Annotated in this window: 27 protein-coding genes; 11 read left to right on the forward strand and 16 right to left on the reverse strand. The window is 68.0% G+C overall.

The window, feature by feature from the left end; genetic code table 11:
• Nucleotides 1–44: 44 nt before the first annotated feature.
• From ACIGFL_RS14830 to ACIGFL_RS14845, 4 genes are all read right to left on the reverse strand, one after another.
• Nucleotides 45–1,031, reverse strand: a complete 987-nt coding sequence (locus tag ACIGFL_RS14830; protein ID WP_122109645.1) for a hydrolase — start codon at nt 1,029–1,031, stop codon at nt 45–47.
• Nucleotides 1,032–1,186: 155 nt separating this feature from the next.
• Nucleotides 1,187–1,798 (reverse strand): 16S rRNA (guanine(966)-N(2))-methyltransferase RsmD, encoded by a 612-nt coding sequence (gene rsmD, locus ACIGFL_RS14835; RefSeq protein ID WP_397497698.1) that lies wholly within the window; start codon nt 1,796–1,798, stop codon nt 1,187–1,189.
• Nucleotides 1,798–3,273, reverse strand: a complete 1,476-nt coding sequence (locus tag ACIGFL_RS14840; protein WP_397497699.1) for a M16 family metallopeptidase — start codon at nt 3,271–3,273, stop codon at nt 1,798–1,800. Before ACIGFL_RS14840 ends, rsmD begins: the two co-directional genes overlap by 1 nt.
• Nucleotides 3,263–4,636 carry a M16 family metallopeptidase gene (locus ACIGFL_RS14845; RefSeq protein ID WP_397497700.1) on the reverse strand — a complete coding sequence of 458 codons (1,374 nt, stop codon included), beginning with the start codon at nt 4,634–4,636 and terminating at the stop codon, nt 3,263–3,265. Before ACIGFL_RS14845 ends, ACIGFL_RS14840 begins: the two co-directional genes overlap by 11 nt.
• A gap of 142 nt (nt 4,637–4,778) precedes the next feature.
• On the opposite strand from ACIGFL_RS14845, the gene ftsY reads away from it, so the two are divergent.
• The 5 genes from ftsY to ACIGFL_RS14870 all read left to right on the forward strand — a co-directional run bounded on the left by ftsY (nt 4,779) and on the right by ACIGFL_RS14870 (nt 9,553).
• Nucleotides 4,779–6,230 (forward strand): signal recognition particle-docking protein FtsY, encoded by a 1,452-nt coding sequence (gene ftsY, locus ACIGFL_RS14850; protein ID WP_397497701.1) that lies wholly within the window; start codon nt 4,779–4,781, stop codon nt 6,228–6,230.
• Entirely contained in the window at nt 6,227–6,895 is a 669-nt protein-coding gene (gene ftsE / locus ACIGFL_RS14855) for a cell division ATP-binding protein FtsE (protein ID WP_021444353.1), read from the forward strand. Before ftsY ends, ftsE begins: the two co-directional genes overlap by 4 nt.
• Nucleotides 6,895–7,914 carry a permease-like cell division protein FtsX gene (ftsX, locus tag ACIGFL_RS14860; RefSeq protein ID WP_397497702.1) on the forward strand — a complete coding sequence of 340 codons (1,020 nt, stop codon included), beginning with the start codon at nt 6,895–6,897 and terminating at the stop codon, nt 7,912–7,914. The genes ftsE and ftsX overlap by 1 nt, the downstream gene beginning before the upstream one ends.
• Before the next feature lie 111 nt (nt 7,915–8,025).
• Nucleotides 8,026–8,880 (forward strand): RNA polymerase sigma factor RpoH, encoded by an 855-nt coding sequence (gene rpoH / locus ACIGFL_RS14865; RefSeq protein ID WP_031303194.1) that lies wholly within the window; start codon nt 8,026–8,028, stop codon nt 8,878–8,880.
• Nucleotides 8,881–8,941: 61 nt separating this feature from the next.
• The gene (locus tag ACIGFL_RS14870) at nt 8,942–9,553 is read left to right on the forward strand and encodes a hypothetical protein (protein WP_397497703.1); all 612 of its coding nucleotides are present in this window, start codon (nt 8,942–8,944) and stop codon (nt 9,551–9,553) included.
• Between the two features lie 40 nt (nt 9,554–9,593).
• Here ACIGFL_RS14870 and mtgA read toward each other — a convergent pair whose 3' ends face one another.
• The gene (mtgA, locus tag ACIGFL_RS14875; protein ID WP_397497704.1) at nt 9,594–10,322 is read right to left on the reverse strand and encodes a monofunctional biosynthetic peptidoglycan transglycosylase; all 729 of its coding nucleotides are present in this window, start codon (nt 10,320–10,322) and stop codon (nt 9,594–9,596) included.
• A gap of 233 nt (nt 10,323–10,555) precedes the next feature.
• On the opposite strand from mtgA, the gene ACIGFL_RS14880 reads away from it, so the two are divergent.
• From ACIGFL_RS14880 to ACIGFL_RS14900, 5 genes are all read left to right on the forward strand, one after another.
• Complete coding sequence (locus ACIGFL_RS14880) at nt 10,556–10,927, forward strand: DUF423 domain-containing protein (RefSeq protein WP_021442001.1); 372 nt, start codon at nt 10,556–10,558, stop codon at nt 10,925–10,927.
• Nucleotides 10,928–11,029: 102 nt separating this feature from the next.
• The gene (gene thiS / locus ACIGFL_RS14885) at nt 11,030–11,230 is read left to right on the forward strand and encodes a sulfur carrier protein ThiS (protein ID WP_397497705.1); all 201 of its coding nucleotides are present in this window, start codon (nt 11,030–11,032) and stop codon (nt 11,228–11,230) included.
• A gap of 20 nt (nt 11,231–11,250) precedes the next feature.
• On the forward strand, nt 11,251–12,045 hold the full coding sequence (locus ACIGFL_RS14890; RefSeq protein ID WP_122109636.1) for a thiazole synthase: 795 nt from the start codon (nt 11,251–11,253) through the stop codon (nt 12,043–12,045).
• 10 nt (nt 12,046–12,055) lie between these two features.
• Entirely contained in the window at nt 12,056–12,772 is a 717-nt protein-coding gene (gene trmB, locus ACIGFL_RS14895) for a tRNA (guanosine(46)-N7)-methyltransferase TrmB (protein ID WP_397497706.1), read from the forward strand.
• 173 nt (nt 12,773–12,945) lie between these two features.
• Nucleotides 12,946–14,289: a DUF1329 domain-containing protein gene (locus tag ACIGFL_RS14900; RefSeq protein WP_397497707.1), complete on the forward strand. Its 1,344-nt coding sequence runs from the start codon at nt 12,946–12,948 to the stop codon at nt 14,287–14,289.
• 123 nt (nt 14,290–14,412) lie between these two features.
• Here ACIGFL_RS14900 and ACIGFL_RS14905 read toward each other — a convergent pair whose 3' ends face one another.
• The 11 genes from ACIGFL_RS14905 to ACIGFL_RS14955 all read right to left on the reverse strand — a co-directional run bounded on the left by ACIGFL_RS14905 (nt 14,413) and on the right by ACIGFL_RS14955 (nt 23,428).
• A complete protein-coding gene (locus ACIGFL_RS14905; RefSeq protein WP_021442006.1) occupies nt 14,413–14,736 on the reverse strand; it encodes a DUF3392 domain-containing protein in 324 nt (107 codons plus the stop codon).
• Nucleotides 14,737–14,752: 16 nt separating this feature from the next.
• Nucleotides 14,753–15,937 carry a radical SAM family heme chaperone HemW gene (gene hemW, locus ACIGFL_RS14910; RefSeq protein WP_397497708.1) on the reverse strand — a complete coding sequence of 395 codons (1,185 nt, stop codon included), beginning with the start codon at nt 15,935–15,937 and terminating at the stop codon, nt 14,753–14,755.
• Complete coding sequence (rdgB, locus tag ACIGFL_RS14915; protein WP_021442008.1) at nt 15,934–16,530, reverse strand: RdgB/HAM1 family non-canonical purine NTP pyrophosphatase; 597 nt, start codon at nt 16,528–16,530, stop codon at nt 15,934–15,936. Before rdgB ends, hemW begins: the two co-directional genes overlap by 4 nt.
• Nucleotides 16,527–16,943: a DUF4426 domain-containing protein gene (locus ACIGFL_RS14920; protein ID WP_021442009.1), complete on the reverse strand. Its 417-nt coding sequence runs from the start codon at nt 16,941–16,943 to the stop codon at nt 16,527–16,529. Before ACIGFL_RS14920 ends, rdgB begins: the two co-directional genes overlap by 4 nt.
• A gap of 27 nt (nt 16,944–16,970) precedes the next feature.
• A complete protein-coding gene (gene metW, locus ACIGFL_RS14925) occupies nt 16,971–17,567 on the reverse strand; it encodes a methionine biosynthesis protein MetW (RefSeq protein WP_122109633.1) in 597 nt (198 codons plus the stop codon).
• Nucleotides 17,568–17,569: 2 nt separating this feature from the next.
• On the reverse strand, nt 17,570–18,709 hold the full coding sequence (locus ACIGFL_RS14930) for a homoserine O-acetyltransferase (RefSeq protein ID WP_021442011.1): 1,140 nt from the start codon (nt 18,707–18,709) through the stop codon (nt 17,570–17,572).
• Between the two features lie 96 nt (nt 18,710–18,805).
• Nucleotides 18,806–20,788 carry a dynamin family protein gene (locus ACIGFL_RS14935; RefSeq protein WP_397497709.1) on the reverse strand — a complete coding sequence of 661 codons (1,983 nt, stop codon included), beginning with the start codon at nt 20,786–20,788 and terminating at the stop codon, nt 18,806–18,808.
• 203 nt (nt 20,789–20,991) lie between these two features.
• Entirely contained in the window at nt 20,992–21,291 is a 300-nt protein-coding gene (locus tag ACIGFL_RS14940; RefSeq protein WP_397497710.1) for a DUF167 domain-containing protein, read from the reverse strand.
• Nucleotide 21,292: 1 nt separating this feature from the next.
• The gene (locus ACIGFL_RS14945) at nt 21,293–21,886 is read right to left on the reverse strand and encodes a YggT family protein (RefSeq protein WP_397497711.1); all 594 of its coding nucleotides are present in this window, start codon (nt 21,884–21,886) and stop codon (nt 21,293–21,295) included.
• A gap of 9 nt (nt 21,887–21,895) precedes the next feature.
• Complete coding sequence (gene proC, locus ACIGFL_RS14950) at nt 21,896–22,714, reverse strand: pyrroline-5-carboxylate reductase (RefSeq protein ID WP_397497712.1); 819 nt, start codon at nt 22,712–22,714, stop codon at nt 21,896–21,898.
• A gap of 18 nt (nt 22,715–22,732) precedes the next feature.
• Nucleotides 22,733–23,428, reverse strand: coding sequence for a YggS family pyridoxal phosphate-dependent enzyme (locus ACIGFL_RS14955; RefSeq protein ID WP_397497713.1), 696 nt, complete (start codon nt 23,426–23,428; stop codon nt 22,733–22,735).
• 74 nt (nt 23,429–23,502) lie between these two features.
• Here ACIGFL_RS14955 and pilT point away from each other — a divergent pair, with 74 nt between their 5' ends.
• Entirely contained in the window at nt 23,503–24,537 is a 1,035-nt protein-coding gene (gene pilT, locus ACIGFL_RS14960; RefSeq protein WP_397497714.1) for a type IV pilus twitching motility protein PilT, read from the forward strand.
• Nucleotides 24,538–24,586 lie beyond the last annotated feature (49 nt).

Raw genomic sequence — 24,586 nt, forward strand, 5'->3', positions numbered from 1 at the left:
CGTGACGCCCCCCTTAGCCCGGACTGCATCCGGGCTACGGCAGGTCAGGCGCCCAGTGCTGCCAACCACTCGGGAATCCGCCGTTCCAGGTAATACCCGGGCCGGCGCGGGCTGCCGTCGACGAAGCCGACATGGCCGCCGCGGGCGTGCAGTTCGAACTCGGTGCCGGGCGCCAGTTCGCCGGCCTCCGGCAGGCTGTGGCGGAAGATGAAGGGATCGTCCTCGGCCTGGATGATCAGCGTCCGCGTGCGGATCGCGCCGAGGTAGAAACGGCTGGAGGCGCGCCGGTAGTAGTCCTGGGCGTCGGCATAGCCGTGCAGCGGGGCGGTGACGCGCCCGTCGAAGTCCCAGAAGGTGCGCATGCCGTGCAGCGGCCCGAGGCGTTCCAGCACCGACAGGCGTTCGCCCTGGCCCTGGGCGGCGAACAGGCGCTGCTTGTTGCTGACGTAGGCGACCATCTCGCGCATGAAGTGCGCCTGGTAGACCCGCGAGAAGCCCAGGCCGATGCGGTCGGCGCACTGATCCAGGCGAAACGGCACCGACACCGCCACCGCGCCCAGCACCTGGCTTTGCGCGCCGCTCTCGCCGAGGTACTTGAGCAGCACGTTGCCGCCCAGCGAATAGCCCACCGCATAGAGCGGCGCCATCGGCCGCTGCGCGCGCAGATGGGCCACGGCAGCGGCCAGGTCCTCGCTGGCGCCGGAATGGTAGCCGCGCGGCAGCAGGTTGGGCTCGCCGGAGCAGCCGCGCCAGTTCAGTGCCACGCTGGCCCAGCCGCGCGCGGCCAGCGCCTGCTGCAGGCCGAGCACGTAGAGCGAACTGGAACTGCCGGTCAGCCCGTGCAGCACCAGCACCAACGGCGTGCGGGCCTCGTGCGGGCCGTGCCAGTCGAGATCGAGAAAATCGCCGTCGTCCAGCCACAGCCGCTCGCGCCTGCGCTCCAGGTGTGGCGGCTTGCGGCACAGCGGGTTCCACAGCGTCTGCAGATGCGGGCCGGGGAGCCACCAGGCGGGTTGAAAGCTGTTGGTCATGGCGAGGACGAAAGGTGAGCAGGGCTTCAGGCTAGAGGCTTTGTCGGTAAAACAGAAGCCTCGGCGGGCCAACCAAGGGCTGCATCCAGGCTACGCAGGTTCCAGCTTTGTAGGGTAGGCATGCCAATGGCTTGTCCACCACATCGATGTCTACCCTACGCGGGTGCAGTGCTGCGCTGCCACAGCGCGTAATGCACCTGGCCGGTGTGCTTCTCGCGGTGCAGGCGCCAGTTGCCGGGCAGGCCGAGGGTCGAGGGCGCCGTTTCGCTTTCGGTGTAGATCCAGGCGTCGTCGGCCAGCCAGCCCTGGGTTTCCAGCAGGTTGCAGGCATTCTGCAGCAGATCCTGGTGGAACGGCGGGTCGAGCAGGACGATATCGAAACGCCGCGGCGCCGGCCGCGTCAGCAGTTGCAGGGCGTCGCCCTGCTGGATCTCGCCATCCCTGCACTGCAGCGTCGCCAGATGGCCGCGCAACGCCGCCACCGAGGCCGGGTTGAGGTCGCAGGCCAGGCCGCTGGCGGCGCCGCGCGACAGCGCCTCGAGCAGCAGTGCGCCGCTGCCGGCGAAGGGATCGAGCACATGGGCGCCTTCGACATAGGGCGCCAGCCAGTTGAACAGGGTTTCGCGCACCCGATCCGGCGTCGGGCGCAGGCCCGGGCCGTCGGGGAAGGCGAAGCGCCGCGAGCGCCACTGGCCGCCGATGATGCGCAGCTGGCCCTGGCCGCCGTGGGGCTTGGCGGCCGGCTTGGGCGGAGTGCGGCCGCGCATCAGTGCGGCACCGCGCTGGGTAGCTCGGCCGGCTTGTCGCTGGGCGGCGGCAGTTCCTGCTGGGCCACGGTCGGGCCGGCCGTCACCACCAGCAGCGACTCGGGGTCGAGGTGCTTGGCCATTGCCGCTTTCACCTGTTCGACGCTCAGCGCCTGGACGTCGCGCATAAAGTCGTCCAGGTAGCTCAGCGGCAGGTCGTAGAAGCCCATGCTGGCCAGCTGGCCGACGATATCGGCGTTGCTCGCGGTCGACAGCGGGAAGCTGCCGGCCAGCTCGCGCTTGGCGTTGTCCAGCTCTTCCTGGGTCGGGCCGCTCTGCAGGTAGTCGGCGAGCAGCTGCTTGACCAGCTTGAGGGTGCCCTCGCTCAGCTCGGCGCGGGTCTGCAGGTTGATCATGAACGGGCCGCGCGCCTGCATGGCGCTGAAGCCGGAGTAGACGCCGTAGGTCAGCCCGCGCTTCTCGCGCACCTCGCTCATCAGGCGGGTGCCGAAGCCGCCGCCGCCGAAGATCTGGTTGCCCAGGTAGAGCGCGGCGTAGTCCGGATCGCGGCGGTCGATGCCGAGCTGGGCGATCATCAGGTGGGTCTGGTTGGAGGGGAACTCGATATGGCTGGGGCCGGGCGCCGGCGGCTGCGGCTGGGCGATGCGCGGCAGCGCCGGGCCCTGCGGCAGGGCGGCGGAGACCTGCGCGGCGATGGCCTCGGCCTGCTCGCGCGACAGGTCGCCGACCAGGGCGATCACCGCGTTGCCGGCGGCATAGGCGCGGGCGTGGAAGGCGGCGAGCTGCTCGCGCTCGATCGCCGGGATGGACTCGGCGTTGCCGTCGCTCGGGTGGGCATAGGGGTGGTCGCCGTACAGGCGCTGGAACAGCTCCAGGCTGGCCAGCTTGCCGGGGTTCTGCTTCTGGAACTCGAAGCCGGCCAGCAGCTGGTTCTTGATCCGCGCCAGGGCCTCTTCGGGGAAGGTCGGCTGGCCGAGCACCTCGGCGAACAGCGCCAGCGCCGGTTCGCGCTGCTCTTTCGCGCTCAGGCTGCGCAGGCTGGCCACCGCCATGTCGCGGTAGGCGCCGTTGCCGAACTCGGCGCCGAGGCCCTCGAAGCCGGCGGCGATGGCGCCGACGTCCTTGCCCGGCACGCCCTCGTTGAGCATGGCGTTGGTCAGGGTGGCCAGGCCGGGCACGCCGTCGTCTTGGCTGCTGCCGGCGGCGAAGGTCAGGCGCAGGTCGAACATCGGCAGCTCGCGCGCTTCGACGAACAGCACCTTGGCGCCCTGTTCGGTGTGCCAGGTCTGGATATCCAGGCTGCGTCGGGTCGGCGCCTGGCCGTTCAGCTCGGCGAGCGATTCCAGCTTGGCCGGCGCCTCGGTGTTGTTGGCGGTCGCCTTGGCCTCATCGGGTTGGCGGTCGCAGCCGCTCAGGGCCAGGGTGGTGCTCAGGGCCAGGCCGAGCAGGGCGATGCGCAGGTGCTCAGTCTTCATGGCGAGACTCCTCATGACGAGCGTCCTCGGGCAATACATGGGCGACGCTCAGGCGGTCGCGGACGAAGAAGGTGCGGGCGGCCTGCTGGATGTCCTCGGGGGTGACGGCTTCCAGCTCGGCCAGCTCCTGGTCGATCAGCTGCCAGGACAGGCCGACGGTCTCCAGCTGGCCGATGCTGGTGGCCTGGCTGGTGATGGAGTCGCGCTCGTAGACCAGCCCGGCGATCACCTGGGCGCGCACGCGGGCCAGCTCTTCGGCGGACGGCGGGCTGTTCTTCAGCTCCTCCAGCTCGCGCCACAGCCCGGCTTCGGCCTCGGCCAGGCTGCGCTGCTTCTGCACGTTGGGCGTGGCGCTCAGCACGAACAGGCTGTCGCCGCGGGCGAAGGCGTTGTACCAGGCGCTGGCGCCGGAAACCAGTTCCTCGCCACGCTCCAGGCGGCTGGACAGCCGCGCGCTGTAGCCGCCGTCGAGCAGGGCCGCGGCCAGGCGCAGGGCGTAGGCCTGGCGCGGCGTCTCGGCGGTGGCCAGGCCGGGCACGTTGAAACCCATCAGCAGGCTCGGCAGCTGAGTCTTCAGATGCAGGGTGGTGCGCCGCTCGCCGGCGGCCGGCAGTTCCAGCGGTAGCTTGGCGCTGGGCACCGCGCGGCGCTCGATGGCGCCGAAATAGCGTTCGGCGAGAATCTTCACCTCGGCGGCGCTGACGTCGCCGACCACCACCAGGGTGGCGTTGTTCGGCGCGTACCACTGTCGATACCAGGCGCGCAGCTCGTCGATCTGCATGCGCTCGAGGTCGGCCATCCAGCCGATGGTGGGGATGCTGTAGCCGCTGGCCGGATAGGCCATGGCCTTGAAGCGCTCAAAAGCCAGCGAGGAGGGACGGTCGTCGGTGCGCAGGCGGCGCTCCTCCTTGATCACCTCGATCTCCTTGGCGAACTCCGCGGCCGGCAGCTGCAGGCTGGCCAGGCGGTCGGCCTCCAGCTCCAGGGCGACGCCCAGGCGGTCGCGCGCCAGCACCTGGTAGTAGGCGGTGTAGTCGTCGCTGGTGAAGGCGTTCTCCTCGGCGCCCAGTTCGCGCAGGATGCGCGAGGCTTCGCCGGGGCCAAGCTTGCGGCTGCCCTTGAACATCATGTGCTCGAGGGCGTGGGACAGGCCGGTGGAGCCGGCGGTCTCGTAGCTGGAGCCGACCTTGTACCAGAGCTGGCTGACCACCACCGGGGCGCGGTGATCCTCGCGGACTATGACCTTGAGGCCGTTGTCCAGGCTGAATTCATGGGTCGGTTGCGGGGCGGCGGCCAGCGCCGTCAGGGGCACGCAGAGGGCGCCGAACAGCAGGCCGAGGGAGCGGCGGGCAATGGCATTCATCGAGAGTCTGACCTGTCGGATGGCCTGGGCGGTCGTACCGCCGGCGGGCGAAGAGGTGCTAGGATACCCCATCCTTTTCCGGGGCGGCGCAGCCGGGCGTATCAGGCTGTAAGCGACCGCCCCCTTGAGATGCAAGCGACCCATGTTTGGTTCCAATGACGACAAGAAGTCGCCGGCCGCGGCCGGCGCGCAGACCCCGCCTGTGACCGAAGAAAAGAAATCCTTGTTCGGCTGGCTGCGCAAGAAGCCGGCCGAGTCCGCCGCGCCCGCCGCCGAGGCGCCCTCGAGCGCGCCGGACGCGGTACCGGCGCCGAGCATCGAGTCGCTCGCCATCGAGCCGCAGGCCCCCGCCCAGCCGGCGGCCGAGCCCGCGCCGCTGCCGGTCGCCGAAGCGCAGCTGCAAGCGCCGGCCGAACCGGTGCCTGTCGAAATTGCGCCCAGCCTGCCTGCGCAGCCCGCCGCCATCGACGAAGCGGCGGCCGGCGCAGCCCCTGCGCCGCGCGCCGACGACAAGCCCGGCTTCTTCTCGCGCCTGCTCGGCGGCGACAACGCCCCCGTGCCACCGGCTGCCGAGGTGCCCGTCGCCCCTGAGCCCGTGGCCGCGCCCGTCGTTCCGCCCAGCGAGACGGCGGTCGCCGCGCCGCTGCCGGCCACCCAGGACAAACCCAGCTTCTTCGCCCGCCTCAAGCAGGGCCTGAGCAAGACCAGCGCCAGCCTCGGCGAGGGCATGGCCAGCCTGTTCCTCGGCAAGAAGGCCATCGACGACGAGTTGCTCGACGAGCTGGAAACCCGCCTGCTCACCGCCGACGTCGGCGTCGAGGCCACCACCGCGATCATCGGCAACCTGACCCGCCGCGTGGCGCGCAAGGAGCTGGCCGACAGCGGCGCGCTGTACAAGGCGCTGCAGGAGGAGTTGGTCGGCCTGCTCAAGCCGGTCGAACAGCCGCTGGTGATCGACGCCGGCAAGCAGCCCTACGTGATCCTCGTGGTCGGGGTGAACGGCGTGGGCAAGACCACCACCATCGGCAAGCTGGCCAAGAAGCTGCAACTGGAAGGCAAGAAGGTCATGCTCGCCGCCGGCGACACCTTCCGCGCTGCCGCGGTGGAGCAGCTGCAGGTGTGGGGCGAGCGCAACCAGATCGCGGTGATCGCCCAGCACACCGGCGCCGACTCGGCCTCGGTGATCTTCGATGCGGTGCAGGCGGCCAAGTCGCGCGGCATCGACGTGCTGATCGCCGACACCGCCGGGCGTCTGCACACCAAGGACAACCTGATGGAAGAACTGAAGAAGGTCCGTCGGGTGATCGGCAAGCTGGACGACACGGCGCCGCACGAAGTGCTGCTGGTGCTCGACGCCGGCACCGGGCAGAACGCCATCAACCAGGCCAAGCAGTTCGACCAGACGGTGAGCCTCACCGGCCTGGCGCTGACCAAGCTGGACGGCACCGCCAAGGGCGGGGTGATCTTCGCCCTGGCCAAGCAGTTCGGCCTGCCGATCCGCTATATCGGCGTCGGCGAGGGCATCGACGACCTGCGGCCGTTCCAGGCGCAGGCCTTCGTCCAGGCACTTTTCGAGGAGCGCGAGCAGGGATGATCCGATTCGAGCAGGTCGCCAAGCGTTATGCCAATGGCCATGTCGGGCTGCACGAGCTGAGTTTTCGCGTTCGCCCCGGCGAATTTCTCTTCGTCACCGGCCACTCCGGCGCCGGCAAGAGCACCTTGCTGCGCCTGCTGCTGGCGATGGAGCGGCCGACCAGCGGCAAGCTGATGCTGGCCGGGCATGACCTCTCCACCATCACCAATGCGCAGATTCCCTTCCTGCGTCGGCAGATCGGCGTGGTGTTCCAGAATCACCAGCTGCTGTTCGACCGCACCGTGTACGACAACGTCGCCCTGCCGCTGCAGATCCTCGGCCTGGCCAAGCCGGAGATCGCCAAACGGGTCGGCGCCGCGCTGGAGCGGGTCAGCCTCAGCGACAAGGCCGCGCAGGCGCCCGGGGATCTGTCCACCGGCCAGCAGCAGCGCGTCGGCATCGCCCGCGCCATCGTCCACCGCCCGGCTCTGCTGCTGGCGGACGAACCCACCGGCAACCTCGACCCGCGCCTGGCCGCGGAGATCATGGGGGTGTTCGAGGACATCAACCGGCTTGGCACCACCGTATTGATCGCCAGTCACGACCTGGCGCTGATCGCGCGCATGCGCCACCGCATGCTCACCCTGCAACGCGGTCGCCTGATCGGCGACGGGGAGGCTGCCTGATGAGCGCGTCGAAGATGCCGCCACCGCAGCCGGCCGAACGGGTCGGCGCGGCGCCACGCAACAAGGTCAGCGACCAGCTGCCGGAAGACGGCCCGGATTTTCGCACCCTGCTGCATGCCTGGCTGGAAAGCCACCGCGCCAGCCTGGTCGACAGCCTGCGCCGCCTGGCCCGGCAGCCCATCGGCAGCTTCTTCACCTGCCTGGTGATGGCCGTGGCGCTGAGCCTGCCCATGGGCCTGGCGCTGCTGCTGGACAACGTCGAGAAGCTCGGCGGCTCCTGGCAGCGCGCGGCGCAGATTTCCCTGTTCCTCGAACTGGAGGCCGGCGAGCGCGAGGGTCAGGCCCTGCGCGAGCAGATCGCGGCGATGGACGACGTCGCCGAGGTCGAGTGGATCAGCCGCGAGCAGGCGCTGGAGGAGTTCCAGCAGCTGTCCGGGCTGGGCGAGGCGCTCAAGGAGCTGCCGCAGAACCCGCTGCCGGGAGTGATCCTGGTGACCCCGGTGGAGGTCGACAAGGCCAAGCTGGAGGCCCTGCGCCTGCGCCTGGCCGAGTTGCCGCGGGTGCAGCAGGCGCAGCTCGACCTGGTCTGGGTCGAGCGCCTGACGGCCATCCTCAAGCTCGGCGACCGTTTCGTCTTCGGCCTCAGCCTGCTGCTGATCCTTGCCCTGCTGTTGGTGATCGGCAACACCATCCGCCTGCATATCGAGAACCGCCGCGCCGAGATCGAGGTGATCAAGCTGGTCGGCGGCACCGACGGCTACGTGCGCCGGCCCTTCCTTTATATGGGCGCGCTGTACGGCATCGGCGCCGGCATATTCGCCTGGCTGCTGCTGGCTTTCGGCCTGGATTGGCTGAACGATGCGGTGGTACGGTTGGCCGGCTTGTACGGCAGCGATTTCGCCCTCGGCGGGGTGCCCCCGTCCGATGGTCTGTCCCTGCTGCTCGGCGCCGTGCTCTTGGGCTATATTGGCGCCTGGCTGGCCGTGGCGCGTCATCTCAACGAATTGGCGCCACGGTGATAAGTCATTGTTTTAATTGATATTGTCTATCTGTAACGGAACTTATCCACAGGATCCGCGTCAGATGGCGCAGTGCTAAACTGCACGAGTTTCGTGAATCGGAGGATTCGAATGTCCACTTCCTTGCAACCTGTTCATGCTTTGGTTCCAGGCGCCAACCTGGAGGCTTACGTGCATGCGGTCAACAGCATCCCGCTGCTGACGCCGGAGCAGGAGCGCGAGCTGGCCGAGAGTCTCTACTACCAGCAGGATCTCGAGGCCGCCCGGCAGATGGTGCTGGCCCACCTGCGTTTCGTCGTACATATCGCCCGCAGCTACGCCGGCTACGGCCTGGCCCAGGCCGACCTGATCCAGGAAGGCAACGTCGGCCTGATGAAGGCGGTCAAGCGCTTCAACCCGGAAATGGGCGTGCGCCTGGTGTCCTTCGCCGTGCACTGGATCCGCGCCGAGATCCACGAGTTCATCCTGAAGAACTGGCGCATCGTCAAGGTCGCCACCACCAAGGCGCAGCGCAAGCTGTTCTTCAACCTGCGCAGCCAGAAGAAGCGTCTGGCCTGGCTGAACAACGACGAAGTCACCGCCGTGGCCAAGAGCCTGGGCGTCGAGCCGCACGAAGTGCGCGAGATGGAAAGCCGCCTGACCGGCCAGGACATGGCCTTCGACCCGGCCGCCGACGCCGACGACGACAGCGCCTTCCAGTCGCCCGCGCATTATCTGGAAGACCACCGCTACGACCCGGCCCGCCAGCTGGAGGACGCCGACTGGAGCGACAGCTCCAGCAGCAACCTGCACGAGGCCCTGGAAAGCCTCGACGAGCGCAGCCGCGACATCCTCTACCAGCGCTGGCTGGCCGAGGAGAAGGCGACCCTGCATGACCTGGCCGCCAAGTACAACGTCTCGGCCGAGCGTATCCGTCAGCTCGAGAAGAACGCCATGAACAAGCTCAAGGGTTCCATCGCCGCTTGAGGCATGCACGCGAATCAAGCCGCACCCGGGTGCGGCTTTTTTCTGTCCGGAGAAAATGCCTGTGAACAGACCGCCGTTGAAAGCGCAGCACTGGCTGCTGTTTGGCCTCGTCGCCGCGCTGTTCTTCGCCTGGGGCGCCTGGCTGATGCGCAGCGGCGAGGTGACGCCGGTGGCCGATCTGCCGCGGTGGCGCGACGCCCTGCTGCAGCCGTTGGCGGAAGAGCGCCTGGCGCTGCGCGAGGTGCAGGCGCTGGCGCCTGGGGAGCTTTGGTTGCAGCCGCGCCTGGATGGCGCGCGGCTGCTGCACCGGGCGGAGCTGGCGGGGGCCGAGGGCGGCTGGGCGCTGGAGGCCGAGCTGGCCCTTAGCGAGGTCCAGGGCGACAGCCTGCTGGCCGCCCAGGGCTTGCGCGCCGGCGATGCCGAGCAACTGCTGGGTGCGGCGCTGGCCGAGCAGATGGCGGGGTTTGTCGTACGCGCGGTGAGTCTCAAACCGCCGGCCGCTCTGGCCGCCGAGCGCGTGGCGGCGACGCTGGGTCAGCCGCGGCTGAGCCTGGAACTGGCCGCGGGGCAGGCCTGGGTCTATCCACAATGGGGGCTGACGGTGCATTTGCAGGGCGATGAGGTCGAACTGCTGCATGCCGTGCCCAAGCGCGCGTTCGCGCCTCGTCCCTAGGCTGTCGCGCACCGATTAAAGCGGCGTCACCCGGCGCATGCTACAGCCATTTCGGCCACCAGCTGGGCCTGACCGGCTTGAGCTGGTTGAGGTAGTGCCCGCCGCCCAGTTGCGTCATCTGCTGGCGAATCCAGGCGGCGCGGCGGGCGACATAGCGATCCGGGCGGCCGGCGCTCCAGCGCAGCGGGTTGGGCAGCACCGCCGCCAGCTGGCTGGCCTGCTGGCGATCCAGATAGGGCGCGCCGACGCCGAAGTGGTGCTGCGCGGCCGCCTCGGCGCCGAAGATACCGTCGCCCCATTCGACGCTGTTGAGGTAGACCTCGAGGATGCGCTCCTTCGACCAGAGCAGCTCGATTAGCGCGGTGAACCAGGCCTCCAGGCCCTTGCGCAGCCAGCTGCGGCCGGACCAGAGGAACAGGTTCTTGGCCACCTGCTGGCTGAGGGTGCTGGCGCCGCGCAGCGAGCCGCCGCTCTGGTTGTGCGCCAGCGCGGCCTGGATGGCGCCGAGGTCGAAGCCCCAGTGTTCGGCGAATTTCTGGTCTTCGGCGGCGATCACCGCCATCTTCAGGTTATCCGGCAGCTGGTTCCAGGGCCGCCACTGGCGCTTGAGCTCCAGCGGTTGTTGCGTGCCCCAGGACGCGAGCTTGCGCTCGAGCATCAGCGCCGTGCCGGGCGGCGGCAGCCAGCGCAGGGCGAGCACCAGCAGCGCGCTGGCCAGCATCAGCCAGAGCACGAGTTTCAGCAGGCGGCGGGTCAGGGTGCGGAGCATTGGAGTCCGGGGTGAGCGAGAAAGGCGCTATTAAATCAAAAAAATGCCGGGAGCAATTTTTGACGTTGCCTTTGGCGGCCTGCTGGGATGGCAGGCAACAAGAACGACGCGTTTTTTTGCGGAGTTTTCAATGGTTGGGGCCCCGGCGGCCGTGGGTGCGACACTGGCAATCCCTGGGCAGGTCGGTTCAACGGTTAAACTGCGTCGATTTTCCACTGCGCCCTGGAGGGTATATGGCTCGTCTCTGGTTGTTGCTATCGGCCTTCGCCGGCTTTACCGGCGTCGCCCTCGGCGCCTTCGCCGCCCACGGCCTCAAGGCGCGCCTGAGTCCGGAGCATCTGGCGGTGTTCCAGACCGGCAGCCACTACCAGCTGATCCATGCCCTGGCCCTGTTCGGCGTCGGCCTGCTGGCGCTGCAGGCACCGGGGCGCCTGGTCAACCTGGCCGGCGGCGCCTTCGCCCTGGGTATCCTGCTGTTCTCCGGCAGCCTCTATCTGCTGACCCTGAGCGGCATCGGCAAGCTGGGCATCGTCACCCCCTTCGGCGGTGTCGCCTTTCTGCTGGGCTGGCTGTGCCTGGGCCTGGCGGCCTGGAAATTGACCTGACTCGGGCGTCAGATTTGAGGACGAATGGCGCCTTTTAGCCTTGGTCGCGGCTGGCTATCGGGCTAGAATGCCGGCCCTCTTCCTAGTTGTGACCGAGCCGTCATGCGCATTCAGTTGAATGGTGAACCCTTCGAGCTGTCCGACAACCAGAGCGTCGCGGACCTGCTGGCCCGTCTCGACCTGGCCGGGCGCCGCGTGGCGGTCGAGCTCAATCTGGACATAGTTCCACGCAGCCAGCACGACAGCACCCGGCTCGCCGAGGGCGACCAGGTGGAAGTGGTGCACGCCATCGGCGGCGGTTGATCCCCTTGAGGAGTTTCTCCATGAGCCAAGTTCGCAGCGACAAGCCCTTCACCCTGGCCGGCCGCACCTACCAGTCGCGTCTGCTGGTCGGCACCGGCAAGTACAAGGATATGGACGAGACCCGCGACGCCATCGCCGCCTCCGGCGCCGAGATCGTCACCGTGGCGGTGCGCCGCACCAATATCGGCCAGAATCCGGGCGAGCCGAACCTGCTCGACGTGATCAGCCCCGACCAGTACACCATCCTGCCCAACACCGCCGGCTGCTACGACGCCGCCGACGCCGTGCGCACCTGCCGCCTGGCGCGCGAGCTGCTCGACGGCCACAAGCTGGTCAAGCTGGAAGTGCTGGCCGACCAGAAGACCCTGTTCCCCAACGTGATCGAGACCCTCAAGGCCGCCGAGATCCTGGTCAAGGACGGTTTCGACGTGATGGTCTACACCAGCGACGACCCGATCATCGCCCGTCAGCTGGCGGACATGGGCTGCGTCGCGGTGATGCCGCTGGCCGGCCTGATCGGCTCGGGCCTGGGCATCTGCAACCCCTACAACCTGCGCATCATCCTCGAAGAGGCCAAGGTGCCGGTGCTGGTCGATGCCGGCGTGGGCACCGCCTCCGACGCCACCATCGCCATGGAGCTGGGCTGCGAGGCGGTGCTGATGAACAGCGCCATCGCCCATGCCGACAACCCCGTGCTCATGGCCCAGGCCATGAAGTACGCGGTGGAAGCCGGGCGCCTGGCCTATCTGGCCGGGCGCATGCCGAAGAAACTCTATGCTAGCGCGTCGTCGCCGCTGGATGGCCTGATCAAATAACGAGTTCCGCATGACTGACACGCAACAGCCCGAAACAACCGAAGACGGTCGCCGGCTCCGCACCATCAAGAGCTTCGTGATGCGCGCCGGGCGCATGACCGAGGGTCAGCAGCGCGGCCTGGACAAGGGCTGGCCGCTGTTCGGCCTGGAGCTGGAAGACGGCCTGCGCGATTTCGACCAGGTGTTCGGGCGCCGCGCGCCGCGCACCTTCGAGATCGGCTTCGGCATGGGCCATTCCACCCTGGAGATGGCCGCCGCCGCGCCGGAGCAGGACTTCATCGGCGTCGAGGTGCACAAGCCCGGCGTCGGCGCCCTGCTCAACGGCGTGATGGCGCAGAACCTGGGCAACGTCCGGGTGTACAGCTGCGATGCCCTGGAAGTGCTGCGCCAGTGCGTGGCCGATGCCAGCCTGGATCGCGTGCTGCTGTTCTTCCCCGATCCCTGGCACAAGGCCCGGCACCACAAGCGGCGCATCGTTCAGCCGGCCTTCGCCGAGCTGGTGCGCAGCAAGCTGAAGATCGGCGGCGTGCTGCACATGGCCACCGACTGGCAGAACTACGCCGAGCATATGCTCGAGGTGATGAACGCCGCGCCGGGCTACCGCAACCTGGCCGCCGACGGCAGCTACGTGCCGCGCCCCGAGGAGCGCCCGGTAACTAAGTTCGAGCGCCGCGGCGAACGCCTCGGTCATGGCGTATGGGACCTCAAGTTCCAGCGCCAGGAGTGATCACCGCTGCACATCCCCACCGCTTCGCCAAAAATGGCAGGACGCCTAAGCAGATCGGGATAACCCGACGGCCAGGACGGCACCTCACCGCAGACACAACAAAACGATAAGCGCGGCCGCGGGCCGCGCGGATAACAGCGGCGCCGCTGCCACGGCGCCGTGAGGAGAGCATTGTGTTGAGATCGGTTTCCATTCTGCTGCTGAGCGCCCTGGCCCTGCAGGCCCAGGCCAAGGTCGATGCGAGCCAGGCCGCGCGCCTGGGCCAGGAGCTGACACCGCTGGGCGGCGAACGCGCCGGCAATGCCGCCGGCACCATTCCCGCCTGGAGCGGCGGCCTGGCCACGCCGCCGGCCAATTACCAGCCGGGCATGCACCACCCCGATCCCTATGCCGCCGACGCCGTGCAGTATCGGGTCGACGCCGGCAACCTGGCGCAGCATGAACAACAGCTGCCGCTGGGGCTCAAGGCCCTGCTGCAACAGAACCCCGGCTACTATCTGCGGGTGTTCCCCACCCGGCGCAGCGCCGCGGCGCCGCAGCGCATCTACGATGCCACCCGCTTCAACGTGCTCAACGCCGAGCTGATCTCCGGCGGCAACGGGGTGCAGGGCGCCGCCTCCGGCGTGCCCTTCCCGTTGCCGCAGAACGGCCAGGAAGCGATCTGGAACCACATCATGCGCTACCGTGGCGACCAGATCAGCATGGCCACCAACCAGGCCGCGGTGCTCAGCAACGGCAGCTACAACCTGCTCAAGCTCGAGCGCGACATCTATTTCCTCTACGGTCGCGACGGCGTCGCGCCGCAGGACCTGGACAACACCCTGTTCTACTACAAGTACAAGGTGGTGGCGCCGGCCAAGCTGGCCGGTTCGGCCCTGGTGGTGCAGGAGACCCTCGACCAGATCCTCGCCATCCGCAAGGCCTGGCGCTTCAACCGCGGCGAGCGCCGCGTGCGGCGCCTGCCGATGCTGGCCTACGACACCCTGCAGCCGGACACCAACGGCATGGCCACCGCCGACCAGGTCGACGCCTACAACGGCGCGCCGGATCGCTACGAGTGGCAGCTGCTGGGCAAGCGCGAGATGCTGGTGCCCTACAACAGCTACGCCGTGCACCAGAAGGGCATCGCCTACGGCGATATCCTCCAGGCCAAGCACGTCAATCCCGAGCTGCTGCGCTACGAGCTGCACCGCGTCTGGGTGGTCGAAGCGGACCTGCGCACCGGTTTCAGTCATCCCTACGCCAAGCGCCGCTTCTACCTGGACGAGGACAGCTGGCAGATCCTCGCCGTCGACCTGTACGACAGGCACGGCGAACTGATCGGCCTGCAGGAAGCTCACCCGATCAGCTACTACGAGGTGCCGATGTTCGGCTCGACCCTGGAGACCATCTACGACTTCAAGGGCAGCCGCTACTTCGCCGACGGTCTGGACAACAACGAGAAGATGTACGACTTCGACGCCAAGCTGACCCCGCGCGACTTCACCCCGCAGGCGCTGCGCCGCGAAGGCAACTGAGGCGCGCGGCCGCAGGCCGCATGTTCGAGCGAAACGCCGCGACGCCTTTACCGGGTCGCGGCGTTTTTTATGGCGGTGTTGGGCCTGGTTGGCGCCGTTACTCGGTATGCGCTGCGGCCGGCCTTAGTTGCGGTCGGCCAATATGCCGATCACCACGAAGATCAGGATCAGCACCGGCGCCAGGGTGAAGTTGTTGAAATGCGCCAGGCCCTTGGCCAGCCAGGGGGTGAGGAAGACGATGGCCAGGCCGTAGCCTACCGCGCAGAACACCACGAACAGCAGGGTGCGCAGGACGAAGTTGAGGTTGCCGATGGTGCGCTGGACCCAGGCGTTGATGGCCGGGCCGAACAGCACCAGCAGGGTGGCCATGATGGCCAGGGAAATGTCGCCGAGGTGGCTGCGGCTCCAGCGCGAGAGGGTGACGATCAGGTCCAGTACGAGATCCATCCGGTGTCCTTAGCCATCAGGGCAAGAAGTGTTGCAGCAAATCGTTGAGAAACAGCTGGCCCTCGGCGGTGGCGCACAGCCGCTTGGGCTCGGTGCGCAGCAGCTTGCGCGCCTGCGCCTCGGTGCGGGCTGCGTCCAGGCTGGCCAGGGGCAGACCGGTGCGCTCAGTGAACAGGCTCGCCGGCACGCCGTCGGTGAGGCGCAGCACGTTCATGAGAAATTCGAAGGGCAGCTCGTCGGCGCCGAGCAGACGCTCGCCGGCCTGGAAGGCTTTGGCCGCGTCCAGGTAGTCCTTGGGCAGGCGGGTCTTCCAGGTGCGCAGGATGCGCCCGTGCGGGTCGCTGAGCTTGGCGTGGGCGCCGGCGCCGATGCCGAGGAAATCGCCGAAGGTCCAGTAGTTGAGGTTGTGCCGCGCCTGCTTGCCGGGCTGGGCGTAGGCGGACACCTCGTACTGGGCGTAGCCCTCAGCAGCCAGCAGGGCCTGGCCGGCCTCCTGGATGTCCCACAGCAGATCGTCTTCGGGCAGCACCGGCGGCTGGCTCCAGAACAGCGTGTTCGGCTCCATGGTCAGCTGGTACCAGGACAGGTGCGTCGGCGCCTGGGCGATGGCGGTGCGCAGGTCGAACAGGGCGTCCTCGAGGTTCTGTTCGGGCAGGCCGTGCATCAGGTCGAGGTTGAAGTTGTCGAAGCCGGCGGCGCGCGCCATATCGGCGGCCCGCACGGCCTCATTGCCGTCGTGGATGCGCCCCAGCGCCTTGAGCTTGGCCTCCTGGAAACTCTGCACGCCGATCGACAGGCGATTGATGCCCAGCGCCCGGTAGCCCTTGAACTTGGCCTGCTCGAAGGTGCCGGGGTTGGCTTCCAGGGTGATCTCGATGTCGCCGGCGAACGCCACGCGGCGCTCGACGCCTTCCAGCAGGCGGCCCAGGGCGCGGTCGGAGAACAGGCTGGGGGTGCCGCCGCCGAAGAAGATCGAGCTCAGCGGCCGGCCATGCACCTGGCCCAGGTCGGCGTCGAGGTCGGCCAGCAGGGCGTCGACGTACTCCTCTTCCGGCAGCGTCGGCCCGGCCGCGTGGGAGTTGAAGTCGCAGTAGGGGCACTTCTTCACGCACCAGGGGATATGGACATAGAGCGCCAGAGGCGGCAGCTCGAAGCCCCGTTCCCCAGCGCCGGGGGAGTGGGGCGCAGGGTGCTGGCTCACGCCAGCCCCAGCCGCTGCTTGAGCAGGGCCATGGCGCGGGCGCGGTGGCTCAGGCGGTTCTTTTCCGCCGCCGGCAGTTCGGCGGCCGAGCGCTGACAGTCTTCTACCCAGAACAGCGGGTCGTAGCCGAAACCCTGCTCGCCGCGCGCCTGGTGCAGGATGCGGCCGTGCCAGAGGCCCTCGCAGAGGATCGGCAGCGGGTCGTCGGCGTGCCGCACCAGGGCCAGGGCGCAGACGAACTGGGCGCCGCGCTGGGCGTCCGGCACATCTTTCAGGGCATCGAGCAGCTTGGCGTTGTTCGCCGCATCGCCCCGGCCGTCCGCGTAGCGCGCCGAGTAGATGCCGGGGGCGCCGCCGAGATGATCCACCGCCAGACCGGAATCGTCGGCCAGCGCCGGCAGGCCGGAGATGCGTGCGGCGTTGCGTGCCTTGAGGATGGCGTTCTCGACGAACGACAGGCCGGTTTCCTCCGGCTCGACGCTGGAGAATTCGCCGATCGAGCGCAGGCGCACGGCGTCGCCGAGCATGGCCTGCAGTTCCTTGAGTTTGCCGGCGTTGTGGCTGGCCAGCACCAGTTCGTTGAAGGCTGTCATTCGTCGGGGAACATTTCCTGGTTGAAGCTGAAACTGTGCGGGTTGCCGCCCTGCTGCACCTCGAGGGTGAAGCTCAGCACCTCGCGGCTGGAGAAGGGGAACTGCGCCAGGTAGTAGATGGCGCCGCTTTCCGTGACCTGCTTGAAGGTCAGGGGCGTGATCTGCCCGAGCAGGTTCTTCACCTGGCCGCCGACCTGCGCGGTGCTGGCCTTGCCGGCCTTGAGCACGGCGACGTTGACCACGCCCTGGGTCTTGCTGCGGGTCAGGCCGGCGGCCGCGGCGATGTCCGGCTGCAGGAAGCTGGAGTTGAACACGCTGTAGTGCACGTCGAGATCGCCGAAGCTCTGCTTGCGTTCGGCGACCGCCGGCAGGGCCAGGCACAGGGCGATCAGGAAGGGGATGATGCGACGCATGATGGTTCTCCTCGGGCAGGCGATGGCTCAGTTCGCACCGCTGATGCGATAGATGCCGATCTCACCCAATAGATTAGGCCAGACTCGGCTGGCCCAACCGTGGCGGTGGTCGCGATCCACCGCCAGGCGCTCCTCGACCCGCGCGCCCTGGGCGTGGCACAGGCGTTCGAAGTCCTCGAAGGTGCAGAAGTGGATGTTCGGCGTGTTGTACCAGGTGTAGGGCAAGAAATCCGACACCGGCATGCGGCCCTTGGTGGTCAGGTACCAGCGGCAGCGCCAGTGGCCGAAGTTGGGGAAGGTGATGATGCAGGTCTTGCCGACCCGCAGCATCTCCGCCAACACCTTGTCCGGGTAGTGCAGCGCCTGCAGCGACTGGGTCATGACCACCACGTCGAAGCTGTCGCTGGCGAAGTTGCCCAGGCCTTCGTCGAGGTTCTGCTCGATCACGTTGACCCCGCGCTCGATGCAGGTGGCGATCTTCTCCGCGTCGATCTCCAGGCCGTAGCCGGCCACCTGCTTGTGCTCGCGCAGCCAGGCCAGCAGCTCGCCGTCGCCGCAGCCCAGGTCGAGCACGCGGCTGCCCGGGGCGATCCATTCCTGGATGATGTCCAGATCCGCTCGCATGCTCATACCTCGATCCGCTTCATGTAGCTGCCGAACGCCTGCAGGTAGCGCGGGATCGGCATGAGGAAGGCGTCGTGGCCCTGCGGCGCGTCGATCTCCAGGTAGCAGACGTTCTTCTTCGCCGCCAATAGCGCATCGACTATCTCCCGCGAGCGGGCCGGGGAGAAACGCCAGTCGGTGGTGAAGGACATCACGCAGAAATCCGCCTGGGCCGCGGCCAGGGTCTTGGCCAGGTCGCCGTCATGGGCGGCGGCCGGGTCGAAGTAGTCCAGCGCCTTGGTCATCAGCAGGTAGGTGTTGGCGTCGAAGCGCCCGGAAAACTCCTCGCCCTGGTAACGCAGGTAGCTCTCGACCTGGAACTCGACGCTGTGGAAGTCGTAGTTGAGCTTCTCGCTCTTCAGGCCGCGGCCGAATTTCTCGCCCATGGCGTCGTCGGACAGGTAGGTGATATGGCCGACCATGCGCGCCAGCATCAGGCCGCGCTTGGGGATCACGCCGCGCTCCTGGAAATGCCCGCCGTGGAACTCCGGATCGGTGAGGATGGCCTGGCGCGCGACTTCGTTGAAGGCGATGTTCTGCGCCGACAGCTTGGGCGCCGAGGCGATCGCCAGGCAGTGGCGCACGCGCTCGGGGTAGCTGATGGTCCACTGCAGCGCCTGCATGCCGCCGAGGCTGCCGCCGATCACCGCGGCCCACTGCGCGATGCCCAGGCGGTCGGCCAGGCGCGCCTGGCTGTGCACCCAGTCTTCCACGGTCATCACCGGGAAGTCGGCGCCGTAGGGCTTGCCGGTGGCCGGGTTGGCGCTGCTCGGACCGGTCGAGCCGTTGCAGCCGCCGAGGTTGTTGAGGCTGACGACGAAGAACTTGCGCGTGTCAATCGGCTTGCCGGGACCGATGCAGCTGTCCCACCAGCCGGGCTTGCGGTCGTCCGGGCTGTGGTAGCCGGCGGCATGATGATGGCCGGACAGGGCGTGGCAGATCAGCACCGCGTTGCTGCGTGCGGCATTCAGTTCGCCGTAGGTTTCGACGACCAGTTCGTACTCGGCCAGGCTGCGTCCGCAGGCCAGCGCCAGCGGCTCGCTGAAGCGCTGCACCTGGGGGCTGACCAGGCCTACGGAGTCTTCGGGAAAGGCAGTGGGCATTGAGGCGCTGCTATCGAATCGGAGGAGGGCGCCAGTCTAAAGAGCGCCGCCGGCAGCGGCAAGCGAGCTGGCGCCCGCTCCGGCCACAGTGCGCGGCTATTCGCCGCCGGCCTGCGCGCCTATCGCCGAGGGCAGGCTGACCACCTTGCCCTGGCGCTGTACCGGCGCCGGCCGGCGCAGGATGCGCAGCATGTCGGCGGCCTGGGCCAGTTGCTGTTCCAGCTCCTGCTGGTAGTGCGCCAGTTGCTGGCTGCGCTTGCGCGTCTGCTGGGTTTCCTGGGCCAGGGATTTGAGCCGCAGCATATGGGTTTCCAGCATCTGCTTGTGTTCCAGGGTGTGCTGCATCAGCGGCATCAGGGCGTCGCCGGCCCACTGTTCGGCGTCCTGGCGCAGGCGCTGGTGCAGGCCGATCACCTCCTGGGCGAGGGTGGCGAAGAAGCGTCGGGTCAGGCTGCGCTGCTCGGTGAGCAGGGTCTTGACGTGCAGGCGGAACTGGTCGCCCTTGGCCTGCAGTTTCTTCAGCTCGCGCAGGTAGCGCTGGGCCTGGAACTGCGGTGCGTCGACGCCGTGCAGCGGGTTGTCCTCGTTGTGCCGGCGGTAGATGGCGGCGACCATCTTGTTGGCCATCTCGGCTTCCTGCTCCAGGCCGTGCAGGTCGTGCTCCACGGCGCGGAAGAAGTGCAGGATGGCCTGGTTGATGCCCAGCGTGGTCCAGCTGCCGGTGAGGTTGCGGCGGACCTGGTCCAGGTGTTCTTCCAGGCGTTCGGCGCGCGCGGCGTGGCGCAGCAGCTCGCCCTGGCGCTGGACCAGGCGCTGGTTGGTCTTCAGCCCGAGCAGGCGCTTGTGGTGCAGGCTGTGGTCTTCCTTGGTCTTGGCGGTCAGCTCGAACAGCAGCTGGCCGTTGTCCTGCTGGTGGTTGCCGAGCAGGGCGAGCTGTTCGCCGACCTTTTCCAGGCGCAGGCCCAGCACGTGCTGGCTGTTGTTGAGCAGGGCCAGCACCTGGCGCACCACGCGGTCTTCGATCAGGCGTTCCTTCTGCGCGACGATGCGTTCGCAGAGCAGGGTCTCGAGGTTGGCCATCTGGCTGCGGGCCAGCAGCTCCTCGTCCTTGCGCACCTTGGCCAGCAGCGCCTGCTTGGCCGACAGCGGCAGCACCTCGTCCTTGCCGATGCCCAGCTGGCGCGCGGTGGCGGCCTGGATCTGGCCGATGGCGTTCTGCACGAAGGCCTCGCCGGCCAGGTCGTCCCACAGCACGTCGATCTTGTTCAGCACGGCGAACAGGCAGGTCTGGGTGTCCTCGTCGAGCTGGCGGATGTGTTGCTGCCAGATGCTCATGTCGCTGGCGGTGACGCCGGTGTCGGCGGCCAGCAGGAAGATGATCGCCTGGGCGCTGGGCAGCATCGACAGGGTCAGTTCCGGCTCGCTGCCGAGCGCGTTGAGGCCCGGGGTGTCGAGGATGCGCAGGCCCTGGCGCAGCAGCGGGTGGTCGAAGTTGACCATGGCGTGGCGCCAGGCCGGCACCAGCACCTGGCCGCGCTTGCCGGTGCCTTCGAGCATGTCCGGGTGAAAGCCGAGCTGGATCGCCTGCTCCACCGGCATCGGCTTGGTCTTGGCCACCTGGCTGAAGGCCAGGGCCATGTTGGCCGGGTCGCTGGTGTCCAGGGGGATGTTCACCCAGTGCCGCGGGATGCGCTTGAACTGGGCGACGCTGGCCGAGGCGGTGCGCGTCTCGATCGGCAGCAGGCGGATGTAGGAGCGCTCCGAGCGCGGGTCGAAGAACAGCTCGGTGGGGCACATGGTGGTGCGCCCGGCATGCGAGGGCAGCATGCGCTGGCCGTACTCGGAGAAGAACAGGCTGTTGATCAGTTCGGTCTTGCCGCGGGAGAACTCGCCGACGAAGGCCAGGGTGATGTGGTCGGTGCGCAGCAGCTTGAGCGCGCGTTCGAGCTTGGCCTGCACCGCCTCGGAGTTGAGCCGATTGTGCTCCAGCCAGCTGCGGTAGCGGGTGATCTCGCGCATCAGCTCGCGCTTCCAGGCGACGTAGGCATCGACCTGCTGGCTGAGACGTTCCATGCTCATCCTGGCTCTCCTCTGGGCAACGCGTGCGGCGGCTAGTGGTCGGGGCGCTGGCGACCGGCACCGCCTGGGCGACGGTTCGCGTCGGTTTGCCGCCAGAACGCACGGCGTTCGCCTGAATACTCCGCATTATGCGGTGGCCGCGGCGGCCGTCAATCGCCCGTCTGCCGAGTCCCGCCTTACGGCCGGTGGCGAGCGCCGGACGGTCATGCGCTGTCGGGGCGCGCCAGTCCCGGCAGCGCCGGCAGGCAGCGCGGGGCCTGGATGCGCAGGCGCTTGTGGCGGTTCAGCTGGCCGCTCTGCAGGCTCACCTGGCTTTTCGCCACGCCGAAGGCCTCGGCCAGGAAGGCCTGCAGCTGGGCGTTGGCCTGGCCCTCGACCGGCGGCGCGGTGAGGCGGATCTTCAGGCGGTCGCCGTGCAGCCCGGCGAACGCATCGCTGCTCGCCTTGGGCTGCAGGTGACAGTCGAGGATCAGGTCCTCGCCGTCCCAGCGGTACCAGCTCATCTCACAGGAAGGGGCTGAGCATCGGCGGCAGGCCGGTCATGGCGGCCAGGTTGCCGATGACGAAGCGGTCCACCAGGTTGATCGCGATAAAGGCGAAGATCGGCGAGATGTCCAGGCCGCCGAGGTTCGGCAGCAGCTTGCGAAACGGCGCCAGCACCGGCTCGCAGATCTGGTTGACCAGTTGCGCGCCGGGGTTGTAGCTGCCCGGGGCGACCCAGGAGAGGATCACGCTGATGATCAGGGCGAAGAAGAACACCTTGAGGAACAGCGAGGTGACGCCGATCACCGACCACACCAGCAGTTGCAGGAGGAAGCCGCCGGCGTTGTAGCCCATCAGCGTCAGGGTCACCAGCATCAGCAGCAGCTGCACCAGGATGGCCAGCACCAGCGAGGCCAGGTCCAGTCCGGCGATCCCGGGGATCACCCGGCGCAGCGGGGTCAGCAGCGGCTGGGTGGCCTTGACGATGAACTGGCTGAGCGGGTTGTAGAAATCGGCGCGCACCAGTTGCAGGATGAAGCGCAGCAGCACGATCAGCAGGTACAGGCTGCCGAGGGTCTGGATGATGTAGATGAGGGCTTCGATGAATCCGGACATGCAAACTCCTTATTGACCCAGTTGCTCGGCCAGTTCGGCCGAACGGTTGGCGGCGGCATTCAGCGCCTGTTGCACCAGCGCTTCGAAGCCGCCGGCCTGGAACGTCTTGATCGCCGCCTCGGTGGTGCCGTTCGGCGAGGTCACGCGGCGGCGCAGCTCGGCCGCGTCGACATCGCTCTCGCTGGCCATGCGCGCGGCGCCCAGCGCGGTGTGGATGCTCAGGCGGGCGGCGGTCTCACGCGGCAGGCCGAGCCGCTCGCCGGCGGCGGTCATGGCCTCGATCAGCAGGAAGAAATAGGCCGGGCCGCTGCCGGACACCGCGGTCACCGCGTCGAGCTGCGCTTCGTCGTCCAGCCACAGGGCCAGGCCCACGGCGCTCAGCAGCTGTTCGGCCTGGGCCTTCTGTGCGGCGCTGACCCGGGCGTTGGCGTACAGTCCGGAAACGCCCTGGCGCAGCAGCGCCGGGGTATTGGGCATGCAGCGCACCACGGGGCGCTGACCCAGCCAGCGCTCCAGGCTGGCGCAGCCGATGCCGGCGGCGATGGAGACGATCAGCTGGCCGGGTTGCAGGTGCGGCGCCAGGTCCAGGCACACCGTCTTCATCACCTGCGGCTTGACCGCCAGGACGATCAGCTCGGCGCCGGCGATGGCCTCGGCATTGCTTTCGAACAGGGCGATGCCGTGCTCGGCGTGCAGGCGCTGGCGCTGCTCGGCGTTCGGTTCGCTGGCGCGGATCGCGCTGGCCGGGGTGCCCTGGGCGCGCAGGCCGCCGATCAGGCTGGCGGCCATGTTGCCGGCGCCGACGAAGGCGATGATCGGGTTGCTCATGCGGTGGCTTCCTTTATATCAGTGGGCGGCGGACTGGCCGTAATCGCGGGCGCCGAACAGCGCGGTGCCGATGCGCACCCAGGTGGCGCCCTCGGCGATGGCGGCCTCCAGGTCATGGCTCATGCCCATGGACAGGCAGTCGAGGTTCAGTGCCAGATCATCGCGCAACTGGCGCAGGCGGGCGAAGGCTTGGTGTTGGGCGGCGACGTCGTCGGTCGGCTCGGGGATTGTCATCAATCCGCGCAGGCGCAGGTTGGCCAGTTGTGTAACCGCCTGTGCCAGGGCCGGGAGCTCGTCCGGGCTGCAGCCGGACTTGCTGGGCTCGCCGCTGACGTTGACCTGCAGGCAGATATTCAGCGGCGGCAGCTGCGCCGGGCGCTGCTCGGACAGGCGTTGGGCGATCTTCAGGCGATCCACGGAGTGTACCCAGGCGAAATGCTCGGCGATGGGACGGGTCTTGTTCGACTGAATGGGGCCGATGAAGTGCCAGATCAAGGGCAGGTCGGTCAGTTCGGCCTGTTTGTCCAGCGCTTCCTGCAGGTAGTTTTCGCCGAAGTCGCGCAGGCCGGCGGCATGGGCTTCGCGGATGGCGGCGGCGGGTTTGGTCTTGCTCACCGCGAGCAGGCCGATATCCAGCGGATTGCGCTGCGAGGCTTGCGCCGCCTCACGGATGCGCGTTCCGACCTTTGCAATATTCTCTGCTATCGTGGACATTACCTGCGCTCTATCAGCCCGGCCGTTTGAGGGTTCGCGGCATTCTACCTGCTTGCTTGTAATTGGGGAGTCCCATGGATATTACCGAGCTGCTTGCCTTCAGCGCCAAGCAAGGCGCGTCGGATTTGCACCTCTCGGCCGGTCTGCCGCCGATGATCCGCGTCGACGGCGACGTACGCCGGATCAACCTGCCGCCGCTGGACCACAAGCAGGTGCACGCGCTGATCTACGACATCATGAACGACAAGCAGCGCAAGGACTTCGAAGAGTTCCTCGAGACCGACTTCTCCTTCGAGGTGCCGGGCGTGGCGCGTTTCCGGGTCAACGCCTTCAACCAGAACCGCGGCGCCGGCGCGGTGTTCCGGACCATTCCGTCGAAGGTACTGACCATGGAAGACCTCGGCATGGGCGAGGTATTCCGCAAGATCACCGACGTGCCGCGCGGCCTGGTGCTGGTCACCGGTCCCACCGGTTCGGGCAAGTCGACCACCCTGGCGGCGATGCTCGACTACCTCAACAGCAACAAGTACCACCACATCCTCACCATCGAAGACCCGATCGAATTCGTTCACGAGTCGAAGAAGTGCCTGGTCAACCAGCGCGAGGTGCACCGCGATACCCACGGCTTCTCCGAGGCCCTGCGTTCGGCGCTGCGGGAAGACCCGGACATCATCCTGGTGGGCGAGATGCGCGACCTGGAAACCATCCGCCTGGCGCTGACCGCCGCGGAAACCGGTCACCTGGTGTTCGGCACCCTGCACACCACCAGCGCGGCGAAGACCATCGACCGGGTGGTCGACGTGTTCCCCGCCGAAGAAAAATCCATGGTCCGCTCCATGCTCTCGGAATCGCTGCAGGCGGTGATCTCGCAGACCCTGCTGAAGAAGATCGGCGGCGGCCGGGTGGCGGCCCACGAGATCATGATCGGCACCCCGGCGATCCGTAACCTGATCCGCGAGGACAAGGTGGCGCAGATGTACTCGGCGATCCAGACCGGTGGCTCGCTGGGCATGCAGACCCTCGACGCCTGCCTCAAGACCCTGGTGGCCAAGGGCCTGGTCAGCCGCGACAACGCGCGCGAGAAGGCCAAGAGCCCGGAAAGCCTCTAGGAACTGGTGTAGGAGCGAGCATCGCGAGCGAAGCTTTTGGCGTTACCCT

Origin of the sequence: Pseudomonas sp. NPDC077649, from assembly GCF_044542855.1 — a bacterium.
Classification (GTDB): domain Bacteria; phylum Pseudomonadota; class Gammaproteobacteria; order Pseudomonadales; family Pseudomonadaceae; genus Aquipseudomonas.